General features: G+C 63.2%; 17 protein-coding genes. 11 read left to right on the top strand and 6 right to left on the bottom strand.

The features are described from left to right. The first annotated feature begins 85 nt into the window (after positions 1–85). From cysQ to cysN, 3 genes are read left to right on the top strand one after another with little or no spacing between them, the layout of a single operon-like run. Positions 86–928: a 3'(2'),5'-bisphosphate nucleotidase CysQ gene (cysQ, locus tag AC0VX3_RS19950; protein ID WP_475521980.1), complete on the top strand. Its 843-nt coding sequence runs from the start codon at positions 86–88 to the stop codon at positions 926–928. 57 nt (positions 929–985) lie between these two features. Then, positions 986–1,915: a sulfate adenylyltransferase subunit CysD gene (gene cysD, locus AC0VX3_RS19945; RefSeq protein WP_342895733.1), complete on the top strand. Its 930-nt coding sequence runs from the start codon at positions 986–988 to the stop codon at positions 1,913–1,915. A gap of 1 nt (position 1,916) precedes the next feature. Further along, positions 1,917–3,851 (top strand): sulfate adenylyltransferase subunit CysN, encoded by a 1,935-nt coding sequence (gene cysN, locus AC0VX3_RS19940; protein ID WP_475521979.1) that lies wholly within the window; start codon positions 1,917–1,919, stop codon positions 3,849–3,851. A 27-nt stretch (positions 3,852–3,878) separates the two neighbouring features. Here the strand turns inward: cysN and galE are convergent, their stop codons facing one another. Continuing rightward, positions 3,879–4,868, bottom strand: coding sequence for a UDP-glucose 4-epimerase GalE (gene galE, locus AC0VX3_RS19935; RefSeq protein ID WP_475521978.1), 990 nt, complete (start codon positions 4,866–4,868; stop codon positions 3,879–3,881). 192 nt (positions 4,869–5,060) lie between these two features. Between galE and AC0VX3_RS19930 the strand changes: the two genes are divergently transcribed. After that, positions 5,061–6,074, top strand: coding sequence for an NAD-dependent epimerase/dehydratase family protein (locus tag AC0VX3_RS19930; protein ID WP_475521977.1), 1,014 nt, complete (start codon positions 5,061–5,063; stop codon positions 6,072–6,074). A 27-nt stretch (positions 6,075–6,101) separates the two neighbouring features. Here AC0VX3_RS19930 and AC0VX3_RS19925 read toward each other — a convergent pair whose 3' ends face one another. After that, the gene (locus AC0VX3_RS19925; protein ID WP_475521976.1) at positions 6,102–6,578 is read right to left on the bottom strand and encodes a YbaK/EbsC family protein; all 477 of its coding nucleotides are present in this window, start codon (positions 6,576–6,578) and stop codon (positions 6,102–6,104) included. A 243-nt stretch (positions 6,579–6,821) separates the two neighbouring features. Here AC0VX3_RS19925 and AC0VX3_RS19920 point away from each other — a divergent pair, with 243 nt between their 5' ends. Then, positions 6,822–7,010, top strand: coding sequence for a hypothetical protein (locus AC0VX3_RS19920; RefSeq protein WP_342895737.1), 189 nt, complete (start codon positions 6,822–6,824; stop codon positions 7,008–7,010). A 103-nt stretch (positions 7,011–7,113) separates the two neighbouring features. Here AC0VX3_RS19920 and AC0VX3_RS19915 read toward each other — a convergent pair whose 3' ends face one another. Then, a complete protein-coding gene (locus AC0VX3_RS19915; protein ID WP_475521975.1) occupies positions 7,114–8,274 on the bottom strand; it encodes an NAD(P)/FAD-dependent oxidoreductase in 1,161 nt (386 codons plus the stop codon). A gap of 144 nt (positions 8,275–8,418) precedes the next feature. On the opposite strand from AC0VX3_RS19915, the gene mnmC2 reads away from it, so the two are divergent. After that, complete coding sequence (mnmC2, locus tag AC0VX3_RS19910; RefSeq protein ID WP_475521974.1) at positions 8,419–9,141, top strand: tRNA (5-methylaminomethyl-2-thiouridine)(34)-methyltransferase MnmC2; 723 nt, start codon at positions 8,419–8,421, stop codon at positions 9,139–9,141. 12 nt (positions 9,142–9,153) lie between these two features. Here the strand turns inward: mnmC2 and AC0VX3_RS19905 are convergent, their stop codons facing one another. Then, on the bottom strand, positions 9,154–10,023 hold the full coding sequence (locus tag AC0VX3_RS19905; protein ID WP_475521973.1) for a LysR substrate-binding domain-containing protein: 870 nt from the start codon (positions 10,021–10,023) through the stop codon (positions 9,154–9,156). A gap of 174 nt (positions 10,024–10,197) precedes the next feature. On the opposite strand from AC0VX3_RS19905, the gene bla reads away from it, so the two are divergent. Next, positions 10,198–11,079: a class A beta-lactamase gene (gene bla / locus AC0VX3_RS19900; protein ID WP_475525212.1), complete on the top strand. Its 882-nt coding sequence runs from the start codon at positions 10,198–10,200 to the stop codon at positions 11,077–11,079. 30 nt (positions 11,080–11,109) lie between these two features. Continuing rightward, positions 11,110–11,472 carry a hypothetical protein gene (locus AC0VX3_RS19895; RefSeq protein ID WP_475521972.1) on the top strand — a complete coding sequence of 121 codons (363 nt, stop codon included), beginning with the start codon at positions 11,110–11,112 and terminating at the stop codon, positions 11,470–11,472. A gap of 229 nt (positions 11,473–11,701) precedes the next feature. Here the strand turns inward: AC0VX3_RS19895 and AC0VX3_RS19890 are convergent, their stop codons facing one another. Continuing rightward, positions 11,702–12,655 carry a 2-hydroxyacid dehydrogenase gene (locus tag AC0VX3_RS19890; RefSeq protein ID WP_475521971.1) on the bottom strand — a complete coding sequence of 318 codons (954 nt, stop codon included), beginning with the start codon at positions 12,653–12,655 and terminating at the stop codon, positions 11,702–11,704. A gap of 434 nt (positions 12,656–13,089) precedes the next feature. Here AC0VX3_RS19890 and ettA point away from each other — a divergent pair, with 434 nt between their 5' ends. The 3 genes from ettA to AC0VX3_RS19875 all read left to right on the top strand — a co-directional run bounded on the left by ettA (position 13,090) and on the right by AC0VX3_RS19875 (position 16,067). Beyond that, entirely contained in the window at positions 13,090–14,739 is a 1,650-nt protein-coding gene (gene ettA, locus AC0VX3_RS19885) for an energy-dependent translational throttle protein EttA (RefSeq protein ID WP_475521970.1), read from the top strand. 275 nt (positions 14,740–15,014) lie between these two features. After that, complete coding sequence (locus AC0VX3_RS19880; RefSeq protein ID WP_475521969.1) at positions 15,015–15,629, top strand: MOSC domain-containing protein; 615 nt, start codon at positions 15,015–15,017, stop codon at positions 15,627–15,629. Between the two features lie 45 nt (positions 15,630–15,674). Then, the gene (locus tag AC0VX3_RS19875; protein ID WP_475521968.1) at positions 15,675–16,067 is read left to right on the top strand and encodes a RidA family protein; all 393 of its coding nucleotides are present in this window, start codon (positions 15,675–15,677) and stop codon (positions 16,065–16,067) included. Between the two features lie 44 nt (positions 16,068–16,111). Here the strand turns inward: AC0VX3_RS19875 and AC0VX3_RS19870 are convergent, their stop codons facing one another. Beyond that, the gene (locus tag AC0VX3_RS19870) at positions 16,112–16,423 is read right to left on the bottom strand and encodes a DUF2293 domain-containing protein (protein WP_475521967.1); all 312 of its coding nucleotides are present in this window, start codon (positions 16,421–16,423) and stop codon (positions 16,112–16,114) included. Positions 16,424–16,441 lie beyond the last annotated feature (18 nt).

Below are 16,441 nucleotides of genomic sequence, written 5' to 3'. Positions count from 1 at the left end.
ATACAGGTTCTTTCATTATCTACGGGCAGGCCCTAAGAGCATGGGTTGCGGACGTCCAACGAAGTCCGGGCAGATCGAGGCATTGATGACGGAAGACCAGATATCCTTTTTGAACCAGCTGGCGATCCGCGCCGGTGAGGACATTTTGAAAGTCTACAGCGAACCGTTCGAGGTTCTGAGCAAGACCGACGGATCTCCGGTGACCAAGGCCGATGCCGCGGCGGAGGAAATCATTCTGGCGGGTCTTTCGGAGCGCTTTGCCGGCACACCGGTGATTGCGGAAGAAGCCGCAGAGGCCGGTGCATTGCCGGCGGTCAGCAGCCGCTGTTTTCTCGTCGATCCGCTGGATGGAACCAAGGAGTTCCTGAAGAAGAACGGTGAATTCACGGTCAACATCGCCCTGATCGAGGACGGCAAACCGGTCTTCGGTGTCGTGTCCGCTCCGGCGCTGGGCGAGATCTATTGGGGCGGCCTGATGGAGACCGCCAGCGGCACGCGCACCGCCGCCTTCACCGGCCGGATCGAAAACGGCGCGGTCGCCGATGCCCGGGAAATCACCGTCAGGACGCCGCCTCCGGAGGGCCTGAGCGTGCTGGCCAGCCGGTCTCACATGTCGGCGGAGACCGCCGACCTGATCGGCCGGGTCAAGGTGGCCGAACAGCTTTCGATCGGCTCGTCTCTCAAACTGTGCTGGGTGGCCGCAGGGCGCGCCGATCTCTATCCGCGTCTTGCTCCGACCATGCAGTGGGACATTGCCGCGGGCGACGCGGTGCTCCGGGCGGCCGGAGGCGTTCTGATCCATGCCGCGAGCGGAGAGGATTTCGTCTACCGCGTACCGGAAAACGCCAGCAAGGACGACTTGCGCAATCCGTATTTCATCGCCGCCAGCGGTCGGCAATTGCTTCAAGACCTGGCACCCGCCGCCTGACGCGGAGCCTGGACTTCGAGATCTCGGCCGGACTGCCGGCTCAACGGAAAAGCGAACATGAACATGCAATCTCAGGGGATCACGCCCGAGCGCCTCTCCAACCTGAAGCGGCTTGAAGCGGAAAGCATTCATATCATCCGCGAAGTTGCGGCCGAGTTTTCCAATCCGGTGATGCTCTATTCCATCGGCAAGGACAGCGGCGTGATGCTGCATCTGGCCATGAAGGCATTCTACCCTTCAAAACCTCCGTTTCCCCTGCTGCACGTGGACACGACCTGGAAGTTCCGCGACATGATCGCCTTCCGGGACGAGACGGCAAGCCGCCTGGGCATGGACCTGATCGTGCACACCAATCCGGAGGGGCTGGAGCGCGGGATCAGCCCGTTCGAGCACGGCTCGTCGGTGCACACGCACATCATGAAGACGGAAGCGCTGAAGCAGGCGCTGAACAAATACGGCTTCGACGCGGCCTTCGGCGGCGCGCGCCGGGACGAGGAAAAGTCCCGCGCCAAGGAGCGGGTGTTCTCGTTCCGCAATGCCGCCCATGGCTGGGATCCGAAGAACCAGCGCCCGGAACTGTGGAGCCTTTACAACGCCCGCGTCGCCAAGGGCGAGAGCATCCGCGCCTTTCCCCTGTCCAACTGGACCGAACTCGACATCTGGCAGTACATCCTGACGGAAAACATTCCGATGGTGCCGCTCTACTTCGCCGCCGTGCGGCCGGTGGTAAATCGGGACGGCATGCTGATCATGGTCGATGACGAGCGCATGAAGCTGCAGGCCGGAGAGGTCATCGAGGAGAAGCTGGTGCGGTTCCGCACGCTCGGCTGCTATCCGCTGACCGGCGCCATTGAATCGGACGCCGACACGCTGCCCGCGATTGTCCGGGAAATGCTGATTGCCCGCACGTCCGAGCGCCAGGGGCGCCTGATCGACAAGGATGAAAGCGCCTCGATGGAAAAGAAGAAGCGGGAAGGGTATTTCTGAGATGACGATCGCGAACCTGGAAGATGCCGCCGAAACGGCCGTCACAGACTATATCATCGCCCAGGAAACCAAGGACCAGCTCCGTTTCCTGACCTGCGGCTCCGTGGACGACGGCAAGTCGACCCTGATCGGCCGTCTGCTCTATGACACCAAGCTGATCTTCGAGGATCAGCTGGCAGCGCTTGAGCGCGATTCCAAAAAGCACGGCACTGTCGGCGAGGAAATCGATCTGGCCCTGCTGGTCGATGGTCTGGAGGCCGAGCGCGAGCAGGGCATCACCATTGACGTGGCCTATCGTTTCTTCGCTACCGAAAAGCGCAAGTTCATTGTCGCCGACACCCCGGGTCACGAGCAGTACACCCGCAATATGGCCACTGGCGCCTCGACCGCCGATCTTGCCGTGCTGCTGGTCGATGCCCGCCACGGGCTGATGGTGCAGACCCGGCGCCACGCCTTCATCGCATCGCTGCTCGGCATCCGTCATGTGGTGCTGGCGATCAACAAGATCGATCTGGTCGACTTCTCCCAGGAGCGGTTCGAGGAGATCCGCAAGGACTTCGAGACCTTCGCCAACGGCTTCGATTTCGAGAGCCTGCAGGCGATCCCCATGTCCGCGCGCTATGGCGACAATGTCACGGCAAGCAGTGACAAGATGGGCTGGTATTCCGGCCCGACCCTTCTGGAACACCTGGAGACCGTCGAAGTCGGCGAGCACGCACTCGAGGCGCCGTTCCGGTTTCCGGTGCAGTGGGTGAACCGGCCCAACCTCGATTTCCGCGGCTATTCCGGGACCGTCGCCAGTGGCCGGGTTGCCGTCGGCGACGAGGTGGTCGTGGCGGGTCCGGCGAAAATCTCGAAGGTGAAGACCATCATCGGCGCCGGCGGCGAGGTCGCCGACGCGGTGGCCGGAGAAGCGGTCACGCTCACCCTGGAAGACGAGATCGACATTTCCCGCGGTGATCTCCTGTCGTCGACGGCGCACCGGCCGGATGTGGCCGATCAGTTCGCCGCCCATGTCATCTGGATGTCCGACGAGCCCTTGCTGCCCGGCCGGCCCTATCTTCTGAAGATCGGCACGCGGACCGTGACGGCGACGGTGTCGGAGATCAAGCACAAGATCAACGTCAACACGTTCGAGCATGTCGCCGGCAAGACGCTGGAACTGAACGAAATCGCCTTCTGCAATTTTGCCCTGTCTTCTGCCGTACCGTTCGATCCTTATGAAGCCAGCCGCACGACGGGCTCGTTCATTCTCATCGACAGGATGTCGAATGCGACGGTCGGAGCCGGCATGGTCTGGTTCGCGCTGCGCCGGGCCAGCAACATTCACTGGCAGGCGCTCGATGTCGACAAGACTGCCCGGTCGGAAAAAATGGGCCAGAAGCCCGCGGTGCTGTGGTTCACCGGCCTGTCGGGGTCCGGCAAGTCGACGATCGCCTCGATCGTGGAAAAGAAGCTCCACATCGACGGAAAGCACACCTATACGCTCGACGGCGACAATGTCCGCCACGGTCTCAACAGGGATCTCGGCTTCACCGATGCGGACCGGGTGGAGAACATCCGTCGTGTGGGCGAGGTCGCCGGTCTGTTCGCCGATGCGGGCCTGATCACGCTGGTGTCGTTCATCTCGCCGTTTCAGTCCGAGCGCCGCATGGCGCGCGACCTGCTGGGCGAGGGCGAGTTTATCGAGGTCTTCATCGACACGCCTATCGAGGAGTGCCGCAAGCGTGACCCCAAGGGTCTCTACGCCAAGGCGGACCGCGGTGAAATCAAGAATTTCACCGGCATCGACAGCCCCTATGAAGCCCCGGAAAACCCCGAGATCCACATTCGCAATGTCGGGCGGGATCCGGAGGATATCGCCGAGGAAATCATCGGCTACCTCAGGGAGCACGGCTTCCTGAGCAGCGCCGGCGTCGATGGCGAGGGGATTTAGGACGGTCCCGGTCGACCGGGCTTTTCCCTAGGTCCGGTTGCGCCGGCTGAGCGTTTGTTCCCAGCGAAAGGCGTCGCCGACAATCCGGTCGAGATCGTCCAGCTCGGGCTGCCAGTGAAGTTCAGCCCGGGCAAGGGCGTTGTCGGCGATCACTTCCGGGCAGTCTCCCGGGCGCCGGGCGCCCATCTCCACCGTGAAGTCCGAACCGGAGGCGGCCTTCACGGACCGCACCACTTCAAGAACGGAAAACCCCCGCCCATAGCCGCAATTGGCGATCAGGTTGTCGCCGCCCCCGCGCAGGCGTTCGACCGCGAGCCGGTGTGCGCTCGCCAGGTCCGAGACGTGGATATAGTCGCGAATGGCGGTCCCGTCCGGCGTGTCGTAGTCCTGGCCGTGGATCGTCAGCGCCGTGCGTTTGCCGGTTGCGGCCTCGCAGGCGACCTTGATCAGGTTTGTGGCATTGCGGGTCGACTGGCCCGAACGGCCGCGTGGATCGGCCCCGGAGACATTGAAATACCGCAGGGCGGTGACCTTGAGGTCGTGGGCGTTGGCCGCGTCCAGCAGCATCTGTTCCGTCATCAGCTTGGAGGACCCGTAGGGGGCCTCGGGCCGAAGCGGTGCGGTCTCAGCGACCGGAAGGCTGTCAGGCATGCCGTAGACGGCGGCAGTCGAGGAGAAAACGAAGTGCTTCACACCGCATGCGACGGCGGCTTCCAGCAGTCCCAGCGAATTGACCGTGTTGTTGCGGTAGTATCGCAGCGGATTCTCGACGGATTCAGACAGGATGATCGAACCGGCGAAATGGAGGATGGTCTCGATGCCGTGGTCCCTGAGGATCGTCTCGATTGCATCCTTGTCGGCGATATCGCTCCTGTAGAACGGCACGCCTTCCGGGACTAGCCAGTCGAAGCCGGTGCTCAGATCATCCACGACCACCGGGGTCTCTCCGGCGTCCAGAAAGGCCAGCACGGCATGGCTTCCGATGTACCCGGCGCCGCCGGTTATCAAAACGGTCATGGAATCTGTCAACCTTTCTGTCATCGACCTGTCAGATGTATCAGTGATACGTGATTCCGCAGGACCGGACCATGCAGGGCATATCCCTGGAACGGGACTTTATGATTGCCCGTTCCGGCGAAGCCTTCTAAGACCAGCGCCATCGACGCGTTCCGCATCTCTTACCTCCGATCGAAAGGCTTTGAGCACAACATGAAAACCGTTCTGGTGACCGGCTCCGCAGGATTTATCGGCTATTTCCTGTGCACACGTCTGCTCAAGGACGGATTTCGCGTGATCGGCCTCGATGCCATGACCGACTATTACGATGTCCGGCTGAAGCAGCGCCGCCAGCAGATGCTGCAGCAACACGAGCATTTCAGGGCGGTGAACGACCGGGTCGAGACCCCGGAGCTGCTGATGTCCCTGTTCCGCTCCGAAACGCCCGACTTTGTCATCCACCTGGCCGCCCAGGCCGGCGTGCGCTACTCCATCGAGGCTCCGAGATCCTATCTGGAAAGCAATATCTGCGGCACGTTCGAGTTGCTCGAAGCCGCCCGCGCCTTTCCGCCCGAACACATGCTGCTCGCCTCGACATCCTCCGCCTACGGCGCCAACACGCATATGCCCTACACGGAAACGGACAAGGCCGACCACCAGATGTCGTTCTATGCGGCGACGAAGAAGGCGACGGAAAACATGGCGCATTCCTATGCCCATCTCTACCAGTTGCCGGTCACAATGTTCCGTTTCTTCACCGTCTACGGTCCGTGGGGACGGCCCGACATGGCGCTGTTCAAGTTCACCAAGGCGATTCTCGAGGACCGTCCGATCGATGTCTACAATCACGGCGACATGAAGCGGGACTTCACCTATGTGGAAGACCTTGTCGAGGCCATTCGTCTGCTGATCGACTCGGTTCCGGTCCGTCCCGCCGATGGCGAGGAGGTGCCCGAGGGCGATAGCCTGTCCCCGGTCGCGCCCTGGCGCGTGGTCAATATCGGCAACTCCACGCCCGTGCAGTTGACCGACTACATCGCGGCGATCGAGGCGGCGACCGGAAAGAAGGCGGAACGCAACCTGATGCCGATGCAGGCCGGCGACGTGCCGGCCACCTGGGCCAATGCGGAACTGCTGCAGCACCTCACCGGTTACCGGCCGAAAACCACCGTTCAGGAGGGTGTTGGCCGGTTTGTGGACTGGTACAGGGACTATTACCGGATCTGAGTCTGAACGCAGCGGACCGCGCTGAGTTCAGCCGGCTTCCTGCGGTGGCTGGCAGACATCCACCCATTCGCCAGCCGTGATTTCCACCAGCCGCTCTGGAGAAATCCGAACGGCGGCGTTGGTGGCTCCGGCGGCCGGAATAACCTCGTCGAAATCCTTCAGAGAGATGTCGCAATAGACAGGCAGGGGCCGGGCGAGACCGAACGGGCAGACGCCACCGACCGGGTGTCCGGTCAGTGTTTCGACCTCTTCCAGCCCCAGCATTTTCACCCTGCCGCCAAACGCAGCCTTGGCCTTCTTGTTGTCCAGGCGCGCATCACCGCGGGCGACCACGAGAAAGACCCGGTCCTTGACCTGGAACGAGAGCGTCTTGGCGATCTGGCCCGGAACAACGCCATGGGCCTGTGCGGCCAGATCGACTGTGGCGCTGCTGCGTTCCGTCACGATCAGATCGAGATCCGGCGCGGCGGCGGCGAGGTGCTCACGGACACTTTCAAGGCTCATGTGAAACAGGCTTTCCCGGACAGGTTTGCAGGTGGCATCGGACGCGTGTGTGCGGCCTTGCGCGAGGGCCTCAAGCGGCCACAATTTGTGCATACCAACAAAATGAGCCTGATGTAAATTAGGAAACTGTTAGTGTTGTTATTAAACGGATTTTAACCTTTTGGCTTCTAGAGGTTACTATTGGCGGTTGCGAAGCTCCGGTTTCCAGGCCCCGCAGGATCTGTCTTTGAAGGAATGCCGGAAATGGCGGAAGCCATGACAGGTGGAACGCGTGCATGTCCTCCCGCGCTGGAGGAAGACGACGAGGCAGACCTCGTGCATCACCGGCGCGAGACTGGTGACCTGGTGCTTCTTGTCGCGAAAAATGTCCTGTTCTGGGGAAGCATTTTCCTCAGCATCTTCGGGCTCTACGCGATCGTTGCAGCGTTGTAATACCAACCGCATCGACACGGTCTTCGCGAAACCGTGACAGCATCGGTCCCGGTGCGCTTTCCCCGAATTGAATTCCTGAATCATTGCTCCGGCGTCGCGCGGCTCAGCGGTCCGCGTCGAGCCTGTTGACACCGAAGTGATGGTCCGGACGGAAGGTTTCCGGCAGGGGATGCTCCGCGCTCTTGCCGGTCATGTCCGCCACCAGCGCCTCGGCAACCAGATGGGCGATGCCAAAGGAAATCTTGTACCCGCCCGTCGCCGTGAACACGTTTTGAAACCCGGGCAACCGACCCGCCAGCGGGTCGCGCTTGTGGCAGCGTGGCCGGATGCCTGCCCAGTCCGACAGGACCGCCCGTCCTGAAAGCTGCGGGCAGAAAGCCGTGGCACGGGCCAGAAGTTCCCGTGACCGTTGCTGAGACGGGGTATTGTCCTTAAAAACCTTGTCCGAGGTGCTGCCCACGGCCACCGTGCCGTCGTCATGGGGAACGACATAGAGACCGTCGCAGTAGATGGCGGGCCGGTTCTCAAGCCCCCGGCCTTCCAGTAGCAGCGCCTGTCCCTTCTCGCCGCGCCCGATCCGCTCGCCGGTCAGGGCGGCGATGAGATCGAAGGCCGCGTGACCGCCGGCGATGACAAGCCGGCGCGCCCTGACCGGTGTCTTGCCACCCGCAAGCAGGACGCGGGACGACCCTTCGTCATGGCCGGTGACCTCGACGCCGGTGACAATCTCGCCATGACGATGGACGAAAGCGGCCAGCGCCGCCAGGTAGAGGCGCGGCGACACCCGTGCGGCCAGGGTCTCATAGACGATGCCGTGGGGAGCCGCGTCCGCGTCGAGCCAGTCGGACCGGCTGCCGGCGGGTTCCACCTCGTAGGAAAAGCCGGTTTCCCGCGGATGCCAGCGCAACCTGCTCTCCTCCGCGCGTTCCAGATGATGCTCCAGCTTGTCGGTGGTGGTGAGCGGCAGAATGCGGCCGCAGCGATGATATCCGCAGCTCAGACCGGTGTCCGCTTCCAGCCGCCGGACCCTGTCCTCAAGGCACATCAGGGCCTGGAACTGAAATTCCTTTTTCGGGTTCCAGCGTGCCGGCATGTGCGGCATCAGGGCGCCCAGCACGCCGCCGCTCGATCCGGCACCGACACCGGACTTTTCCAGAACGACGGTTGTCAGTCCTGCTTCGATGGCCGCGCGGGCGACCGCAAGCCCGAAAATGCCGGCACCGGCCACGGCCACGTCATAGGTCTCTGAACTGTCTGGCACCATGTGCGGGCGGGTCCTGGCATTGCGCCGGCGATTGATCGATGTTGATCGATCCGGCGGGTTCTCTTATGAGAACACTTCAAGAGTGGCAAGGCCCCGCGAGAGCCCTTGCCGGGAACGGCACTTTCTAGGGCAGAAACCGAGGCAATGTCCATCAAACCACCGGATCTGGAATGGCTCGAGGGCGGCGTGCCCCGCGCGCGGGGCTTCGACGACACCTATTTCTCCAGGGCGGGCGGTCTCGCGGAGACCCGGCACGTCTTTCTGGCCGGCAATCGGCTGCCTGAGCGTGCCGCTGGCCGTGACCGCCTGACCATTGCCGAATTGGGGTTCGGCACGGGTCTCAATTTCCTGACCACGCTGGATGCCCTGAACGGCCTAGAGGCGGCGGCCGGCCTGACGTTCGTGTCCTTCGAACTCCATCCGATGACACGGGACCAGTTGGGGCAAGTACTCAACGCGTTTCCGGAGCTGACGGCTCTTGCCGATGCGCTGCTGAAGGTCTGGGCGCCGGAGCCCGGCTGGAACCGGATCCCGGTCGCGGGGGCGCAGCTTCTGCTTGGCGTCGGCGACGCACGCGCGCTGATCGGCGACCTGACCGTCGAGGACACGGCCTCCTCGCCGGGAAAGATCACCATCGCCCCCGTCGATGCCTGGTACCTGGACGGGTTCAGTCCGGCCAGAAACCCCGAACTCTGGGAACCCGGTCTGTTGGAAGCGGCGGCGGGCCTGACGGCGCCGGACGGCACCCTTGCCACCTACACGGCGGCCGGCTGGGTGCGGCGCAATCTTCAGGCGGCCGGTTTCACGGTCGAGAAGGTCAGGGGCTTTGCCGGAAAACGGGAAATGGTCGTCGGACGGAAGGCGTAACGCGGAAGCGGCTCATCGCGTCAGGGATTGGAGCAGCCAGTCGCGGAACCTGGTCATGGCGGCGGTCTCCTCGCGCGATTTCAGCCATGTCAGCCAATAGCTGCCGGTCAGGACCGTCGTCTCGAACGGCTGCACCAGCCGCCCGGACTTCAGATCGTTCTCGAACATTGCAACCGGCACCAGCGCGGTCCCCAGGTCCTGAACAGCGGCTTCCGCCATGGTCAGCGAGCTGTCGAACATCCACCCGCGTATGCGTGGTCGCGGCAGACCGGCGGTTTCGAACCACCGGCTCCATTCGTCCATCCGGTAGGTGCGCAGCAGCGGTTCGTGGATGAGGCTTTCCGGTGCGGTGACCCGGTGCGCCGTCCGCGGTGAACAGACCGGGGCGAGCGGGGCGGCCATCAGATGAACCGCCTCGGTGCCGTGCCAAGCACCGTCGCCGAACCGGATGAAGCAGTCGAGGCCGTCGGCCACCATGTCGGCGCGGTTGTTGTTGGTCTTCAACCGCAGATCGATCCGGGGATGGGCCTGGGCGAATTCCGGCAACCGGCGCAGCAGCCAGCCGGTGGCGAAGGTCCCGACGACGCCGACGGCCAGCACCTCCCTGAAATTTCCATCCTCGAACCGGCTCAGCGCCGCCCCCATGCGGCGGAAGGCATCCGTCAGCACGGGCAGCAGCGCCTGGCCCTCGTCGGTGAGGGCCACCCCCCGCGGGAGACGCTCGAACAGGGAGACCTCGAGCAGTACCTCGAGCGCTTTAACCTGGTGGCTCACCGCCGTCTGGGACACGCGCAATTCCAGCCCCGCGCGGGTGAAGCTGCTGAGCCTGGCCGAGGCCTCGAAGGCCCTGAGAGCGTTGAGCGGCAGTTGGGAGACATCCATGACAGCCCTTTCAAGGCCAAGTTTTATTCATGTCTAACCAGAATATTGATCATTTGCCTAATGAATTCATGCGCTGCATGGTGACTCTGTCCTGATGGATGGGGGCCAGAAGCGGCCCCTTGAAACAACCGGGACGATTGCAACCGATGTCTGGAGAATTCGATGATGCCTTCACTGCGCCGCAGGGCGTTGACCCTTGCGCTTGTCTGTCTTGCCGGTCCCTTCGCCGCCGGCCCCGCGAATGCCGCCGACTTCGACCCGGTGCCGCTCGCCCGTGCCGTGGAGGATATCTCGAGCCGTCTTTCGGCCCGGGTCGGGGTCGCCGTGATCGATACGCAGACCGGCAGCCGGTGGTCCCACAAGGGCGACGAGCGGTTTCCCACCAACAGCACCTTCAAGGCGTTTTTATGCGCGGCGCTTCTGGACGCCGGCGCGAAGGGGACCGCCGACCCCGAACGCCGGGTGACCATCCGCCGGGACGATATCGTCTCCTATTCGCCGGTGACGGAAAAACGCATTGACGGTGCCCCCGTATCGCTGCGCGACCTGTGCGAGATCACTGTGACCATCAGCGACAACGCGGCCGCCAACCTTGTGTTTGAGGAGATCGGCGGACCACAGGGACTGACCGCCTATCTGCGCGGTATCGGCGATGACGTTACCCGCGTGGACCGATGGGAACCGGACTCCAATTCCGGCATACCGGGAGACGAGCGGGACACCACCAGCCCGAACGCGGCCGCCGACACTCTCCGGAAACTCGTGCTGGAAAAGACATTACCCGATGAGGCCCGGCGGACGCTGTCAAACTGGCTGGTCGGTAACAAGGTCGGTAATGCCACCTTGCGCGCCGGATTGCCGGACGGCTGGCGGATCGCCGACAAGACCGGGGCCGGTGCCAACGGGTCGCGCAACAACATCGCGGTGATCTGGCCGGACGGCCGCAAACCCGTGGTCATCGCCATCTACATCACGCAAACGAAAGCGTCCTTCGAGCAACGCAACGCGGCCATCGCCGAACTCGGCACGGCTCTCGCGGCAAGTCTCGGGGATTGACCGGTGACTTTTTCGCTGGAAGGAAGGGGCATGCATCCCGGAAACCGTGCCCTGACCTGGGCATTTGCCATCGCGCTTTTTACAACCGCGTTGCCGGCCCCGGCCGCCTCCGAAACGCGGGAGGAGCGGCGTTCAAGAAACTGCGCCTATTACCGCGAGATGGTCGCGCGCGCTCTTGAAAACATCGACACAGACGCCTTGTCGTCCGGGTTTTCCCATGCGCACGACGGGTTCGTCGCCGGAGGCTGCCTGGTCACAGGGGCTGCCTGCCCAAAAACCCCGGCGGACTTTGCCTTCGCCGATTTGCTGACCATCATGACCGTCAGCGCGAACATGGGCAGCACGTTCACGCCGTTCCGGTGTCCGGTAACGGAGCGTGAGCGGCGTCATTGAAACGCAAAACGCCCCTGCATGGGGGCATGCAGGGGCGTTTTGCGGGCGAGGTCCCCGGATCGGCATTGATCCGGACCCTCATTTGCGCTGCGGGGAGCTGCGGATAAGACCTTGTTGAAGGCCGCGATCCTGCGGCGTCCTGAACAGTAAACGCGCAAACAGGGAACCGGTTCCATGCCGAATGTTTTTTCCGGAGCCCTGTGGCAATCAGGGCGTGAATTGCGGCGCCTCAGCCCATCTCCGGCACCGGCGTGACCGCCTTGCCGGTGTCGAACCAGCTTTTCAGGTTGTCGACCACAAGTTGGCCCATGGCGTTGCGCGTTGCCTGCGACGCCGAGCCGACGTGGGGCAGCAGGGTGACACGGGGAAGCTGCATCAGCTTTTCCGGCACGTTGGGTTCGTCTTCGAACACATCCAGTCCGGCACCGTGTATCGTGCCTTTTTCGAGTGCGGCGATCAGGGCCTGCTCATCGACGACGGTGCCCCGGCCGATATTGATCAGGATGCCTTCCGGCCCCAGCGCGCCCAGAACTTCGGCGTTGACGGCATGTTTCGTCGCCGCGCCGCCGGGCGCCACCACCATCAGCGTGTCGCAGGCCGCTGCCATGTCCTTCAAGGTGGCGTGATAGGGATAGGCGACGCCGTCCTGCCGGCTGCGACCGTGATAGTGGATCGTGAGGCCGAATGCTTCGGCGCGCTTCGCGATCGCCTTGCCGATGCGTCCCAGCCCGAAAATGCCGAGCGTGCGGCCCTGCAGGGTCGCCTGGGTCAACGGGTAGGCGCCTTCGCTGACCCACTTGCCCTCGCGAAGCCATGTCTCCGCCTGACCCAGTTCCCGGACCGTCATCAGGAGCAGGCCGAGCGCGGTGTCCGCCACTTCGTCGGACAGCACATCCGGCGTGTGGGTCACCATCACTTTCGCGTCCAGACAGTCGCCGGTATTGACGTGATCGTAGCCGACCCCGAAGCTGGAAATGATTTCCACATTGGGAAACTTTTCCAGAAACGCCTTGTCCATCTTGCCGCCCATCGCCGCCACACCGCGGATCTTCGGCCCGATTTCGGCCAGCATCCCGTCCGGGCTTTCGGCCTCGAACAGCTTGTGAACGGTGAACTCCGCCTCCAGCTTTTCCAGAACGAGCGGCGGCATCGGGCGGGGCATCAGAATATCGACGGGTGTCATGGCGGATCCGGTGGAATGGGAATTTGAAAAAATGCGTGTGAAGCTTACGAGCAACCGCTCCGGGAAAAAAGGCCCAATTGTCTTGCGCGGGTACGGTTGTTTCAGGAGGTCCCGGATACACGAATCGGCTTGCGGCGAACCTGCGTTTTGCCGGACCGGTGAGGAAACGCAGGACGCAGTTCCTGAAACCGGCCATATTTCGTGCTGCAACCACAGCGCCTTGAATCAGGGGGCCCCCGCGCTCGCACGGACCTGCCGGTTTCCGGATCTGCGCATAGCCGGGGCTGCGCTTGTCTGCAAAGACGATATCTCGGGCAGGCCCTGCTTCCTTATCCCTCTTCCCCCATTGCCCCGAACGCCCATTTCGCCTAAAAGTCCCGGCAGAAATCCAATCGATCCCGACAGCTTGTTTCAAAGTGGAGACGCGGAGCCCCATGGCGCGCCAGTTCATCTATCACATGCACGGCCTCTCCAAGGCCTATAACAACAAGAAGGTCCTCGACAACATCCACCTCAGTTTCTACCCGGATGCCAAGATCGGTATCCTGGGTCCGAACGGGGCCGGCAAGTCGACGCTTCTGAAGATCATGGCCGGTCTCGACAAGGACTATACCGGCGAAGCCTGGGCCGCCGAAGGCGCCAAGGTCGGCTATCTGCCGCAGGAGCCGAAGCTGGACGAGACCAGGACCGTGATGGAAAACGTCATGGACGGGGTCGCCCACAAGCAGGCCAAGCTCGACCGCTACAACGAGCTGATGATGAACTACTCGGAAGAAACCGCGGACGAGGGTGCCCGGCTTCAGGACGAGATCGACGCCCAGGATCTGTGGAACCTGGAAAGCCAGGTGGAAATGGCGATGGAGGCCCTGCGCTGTCCGCCGGGTGATGCCGCCGTCGACAACCTGTCCGGCGGGGAACGCCGCCGTGTCGCGCTCTGCCAGCTGCTGCTCTCCGAGCCGGACCTGCTGCTGCTGGACGAGCCGACCAACCACCTGGACGCGGAAACTGTTCACTGGCTGGAGCGGCACCTGCGCGAATTCAAGGGGTCCGTGCTGATCATCACCCACGATCGCTACTTCCTCGACAACGTCACCGGCTGGATCCTGGAACTCGACCGCGGCTCGGGCATCCCCTACGAGGGCAACTACTCCGCCTATCTGGAGAAGAAGACCAAACGCATGCAGCAGGAAGGCCGCGAGGACATGGCACGTTCGCGTGCGATTTCCCGTGAGCGCGAATGGATGGGCATGAGCCCGAAGGGCCGCCAGACCAAGTCGAAAGCCCGTATCCGCGCCTTCGAGGACCTGCTGACCGCTCAGGAAGAGCGCATGCCGTCCATCGAGCAGATCCTGATCCCGGTCGGCGAGCGTCTCGGCGCCAACGTCATCGAGGTCAAGAATGTCTCGAAGGGCTTCGAAGACCGCCTGCTGATCGACGATCTGTCCTTCAAGCTGCCGCGCGGCGGCATTGTCGGCGTGATCGGCCCGAACGGCGCCGGTAAATCGACCCTCTTCAAGATGCTCACCGGTCAGGAAAAGCCCGACAGCGGCGAGGTCATTGTCGGGGACAGTGTTCATCTGGGCTATGTCGATCAGTCACGCGATGCGCTCAACCCGTCGAACAATGTTTGGGAGGAAATTTCCGGCGGCGCCGAGATCATCTATCTCGACGACAAGGAGATCAACTCGCGCGCCTATTGCTCGTCCTTCAATTTCAAGGGCCCGGCCCAGCAGGCCAAGGTCGGCGATCTCTCCGGCGGTCAGCGCAACCGGGTGCATCTGGCCAAGGTCCTGAAGCAGGGCGCCAACGTGCTTCTCCTCGATGAGCCGACCAACGATCTCGACACCGAGACCCTGGCGGCCCTGGAAGACGCGCTGGAAAGCTATGCAGGCTGCGCCGTGGTCATCTCGCATGACCGCATGTTCCTCGACCGTCTTGCCACCCACATGCTCGCGTTTGAGGGCGACAGCCATGTGGAATGGTTCGAAGGCAACTTCGAGGACTATGAAAAGGACAAGGTCCGCCGTCTCGGCGCCCATGCCGCCGACCCGCGCCGGATCAAGTACAAGCCGCTGACGCGCTGAAGCGCAGCGGTCTGACCGAAAATCCAGCCCCGGAGCGCCGCTCCGGGGCTTTTTTCGGCCTGCATTGCCCGTGAGCCGCCTGTTCGACATGGCGGGATCGAGAGCATGCAGTGGTCAGGCCGGTCGGTCGCGAAATCCCGGACCCGGCGCGGTCTCGCGGACCGATTGATGTGCGGAACCGATGGCATCCATCAAGGAGTCTTGCTGGTTCCTTCGCGCGCGGCACGCTAAGCTCCGCCGCATCAGGACCAGTGGCAGAACAGGATCTTTATCGTATGGACCAGCTTGCGCTTTCGCCGGACGGCCCCCGGGTGACGCCGAAGTTCAGGACCGCCGGCGAGGTGACCGGCGTCTTTCGAACCACGTCGCCCGATGAATTCCAGACCGGTCCCGTCGATGCGCTCGATCTGGATTTCCAGGGCATTGCCGGCGACCGCCACGCGGGCTTCACGCGCCGCTCGGGCGGGCGTGAGCCGTGGTACCCGCGCGGGACGGAAATGTGCAATGAGCGGCAGGTTTCCCTGCTGTCGGTCGACGAACTCGCCGGGATCGCCGCGCGTCTCGATATCCCGGTGCTGAAGCCCGAGTGGATCGGCGGCAACATTATCGTTTCCGGCATCCCCAGGCTGAGCATGGTTCCGCCGCGCACCCGGCTGGTCTTCGAAGGCGGCGCGGTCATCAGGGTCGACGGCAACAACGTGCCCTGCCGGATTGCCGGTGCCGCGATTGCGGAACACAATCCGGGCCGGGACGGTCTCGACCTGCTTTTTCCCAAACGGGCAATGTATCTGCGCGGCCTGGTGGGCTATGTCGAAAAGCCGGGAACGGTCCGGAGCGGGCAGGCCGTCGTCGCTCATGTTCCCGAGCAATGGATTTACGAAGGCGTCTGACCGCCGGTGCTGCGCTGGCCCCCTTGACCGAAATAGGAGTTACCCATGTTGCCGATACACCACCTGATCGAACAGGCACCGGAGCCGGTTGCGCCGTTTTCCCACGCGGTCGAAGCCGATGGCTGGGTGTTTGTCACGGGGCAGATGCCGACCTGTCCGGACAACCCGGACGCACCTCTGCCGGAGGGGATCGAGGCGCAGACGTTAAGAGTGATGGAAAATCTCAAGCTGGTGCTGGGAGGTCTTGGGCTCGGTCTGCAGCACGTGACCTTCGCCAGGGTCTATCTGACCGAGTTCAAGCGTGACTATCAGGCGATGAACGCGGTCTACCGCGCGTTCTTTGAACCGGGCAGGCTGCCAGGCAGGACCTGCGTCGGAGTTTCGGGTCTTGCGGTGGATGCCCTTGTCGAAATCGACCTGGTCGCCCGCAGGCCCTGACCGGTCCATGGTTCCCAGGGGTGGCTCCGGCCGCACATGCCCCGTCAGTCCTCCGGATCGTCCGGTACTTGCCTGTTGCATCCCCAGCCCCGCAGGACATCGTTCATGTCCTCCCGCACGAAATGGCGCGCCGCGTCCCGGTCATAGCCTTCGTCCAGCAGCGTGTCGTAATCCGTCAGGGCGTGACGCACATGGCTGGTGGTGGCCTGCCACAGCGCGATGGAGGGCGGCAGGTGACGCAAATGGCCGGCCAGGGCGAGCGCCAGGATCGCCTCGGCATCCGCCATTGGAACCCTGGGGATCAGGACGCGCAAGGCCTTGCGCATGTCCTTCTGGCGTTTGGTGCCGCCGGTCATGAAGTTGCCGGAAAGGAG

The organism is Roseibium sp. QJM3NY_11 (assembly GCF_056173175.1).
The sequence above is the reverse complement of the archived record's forward strand: the minus strand, read 5'-3'. Positions and strand labels throughout refer to the sequence as shown.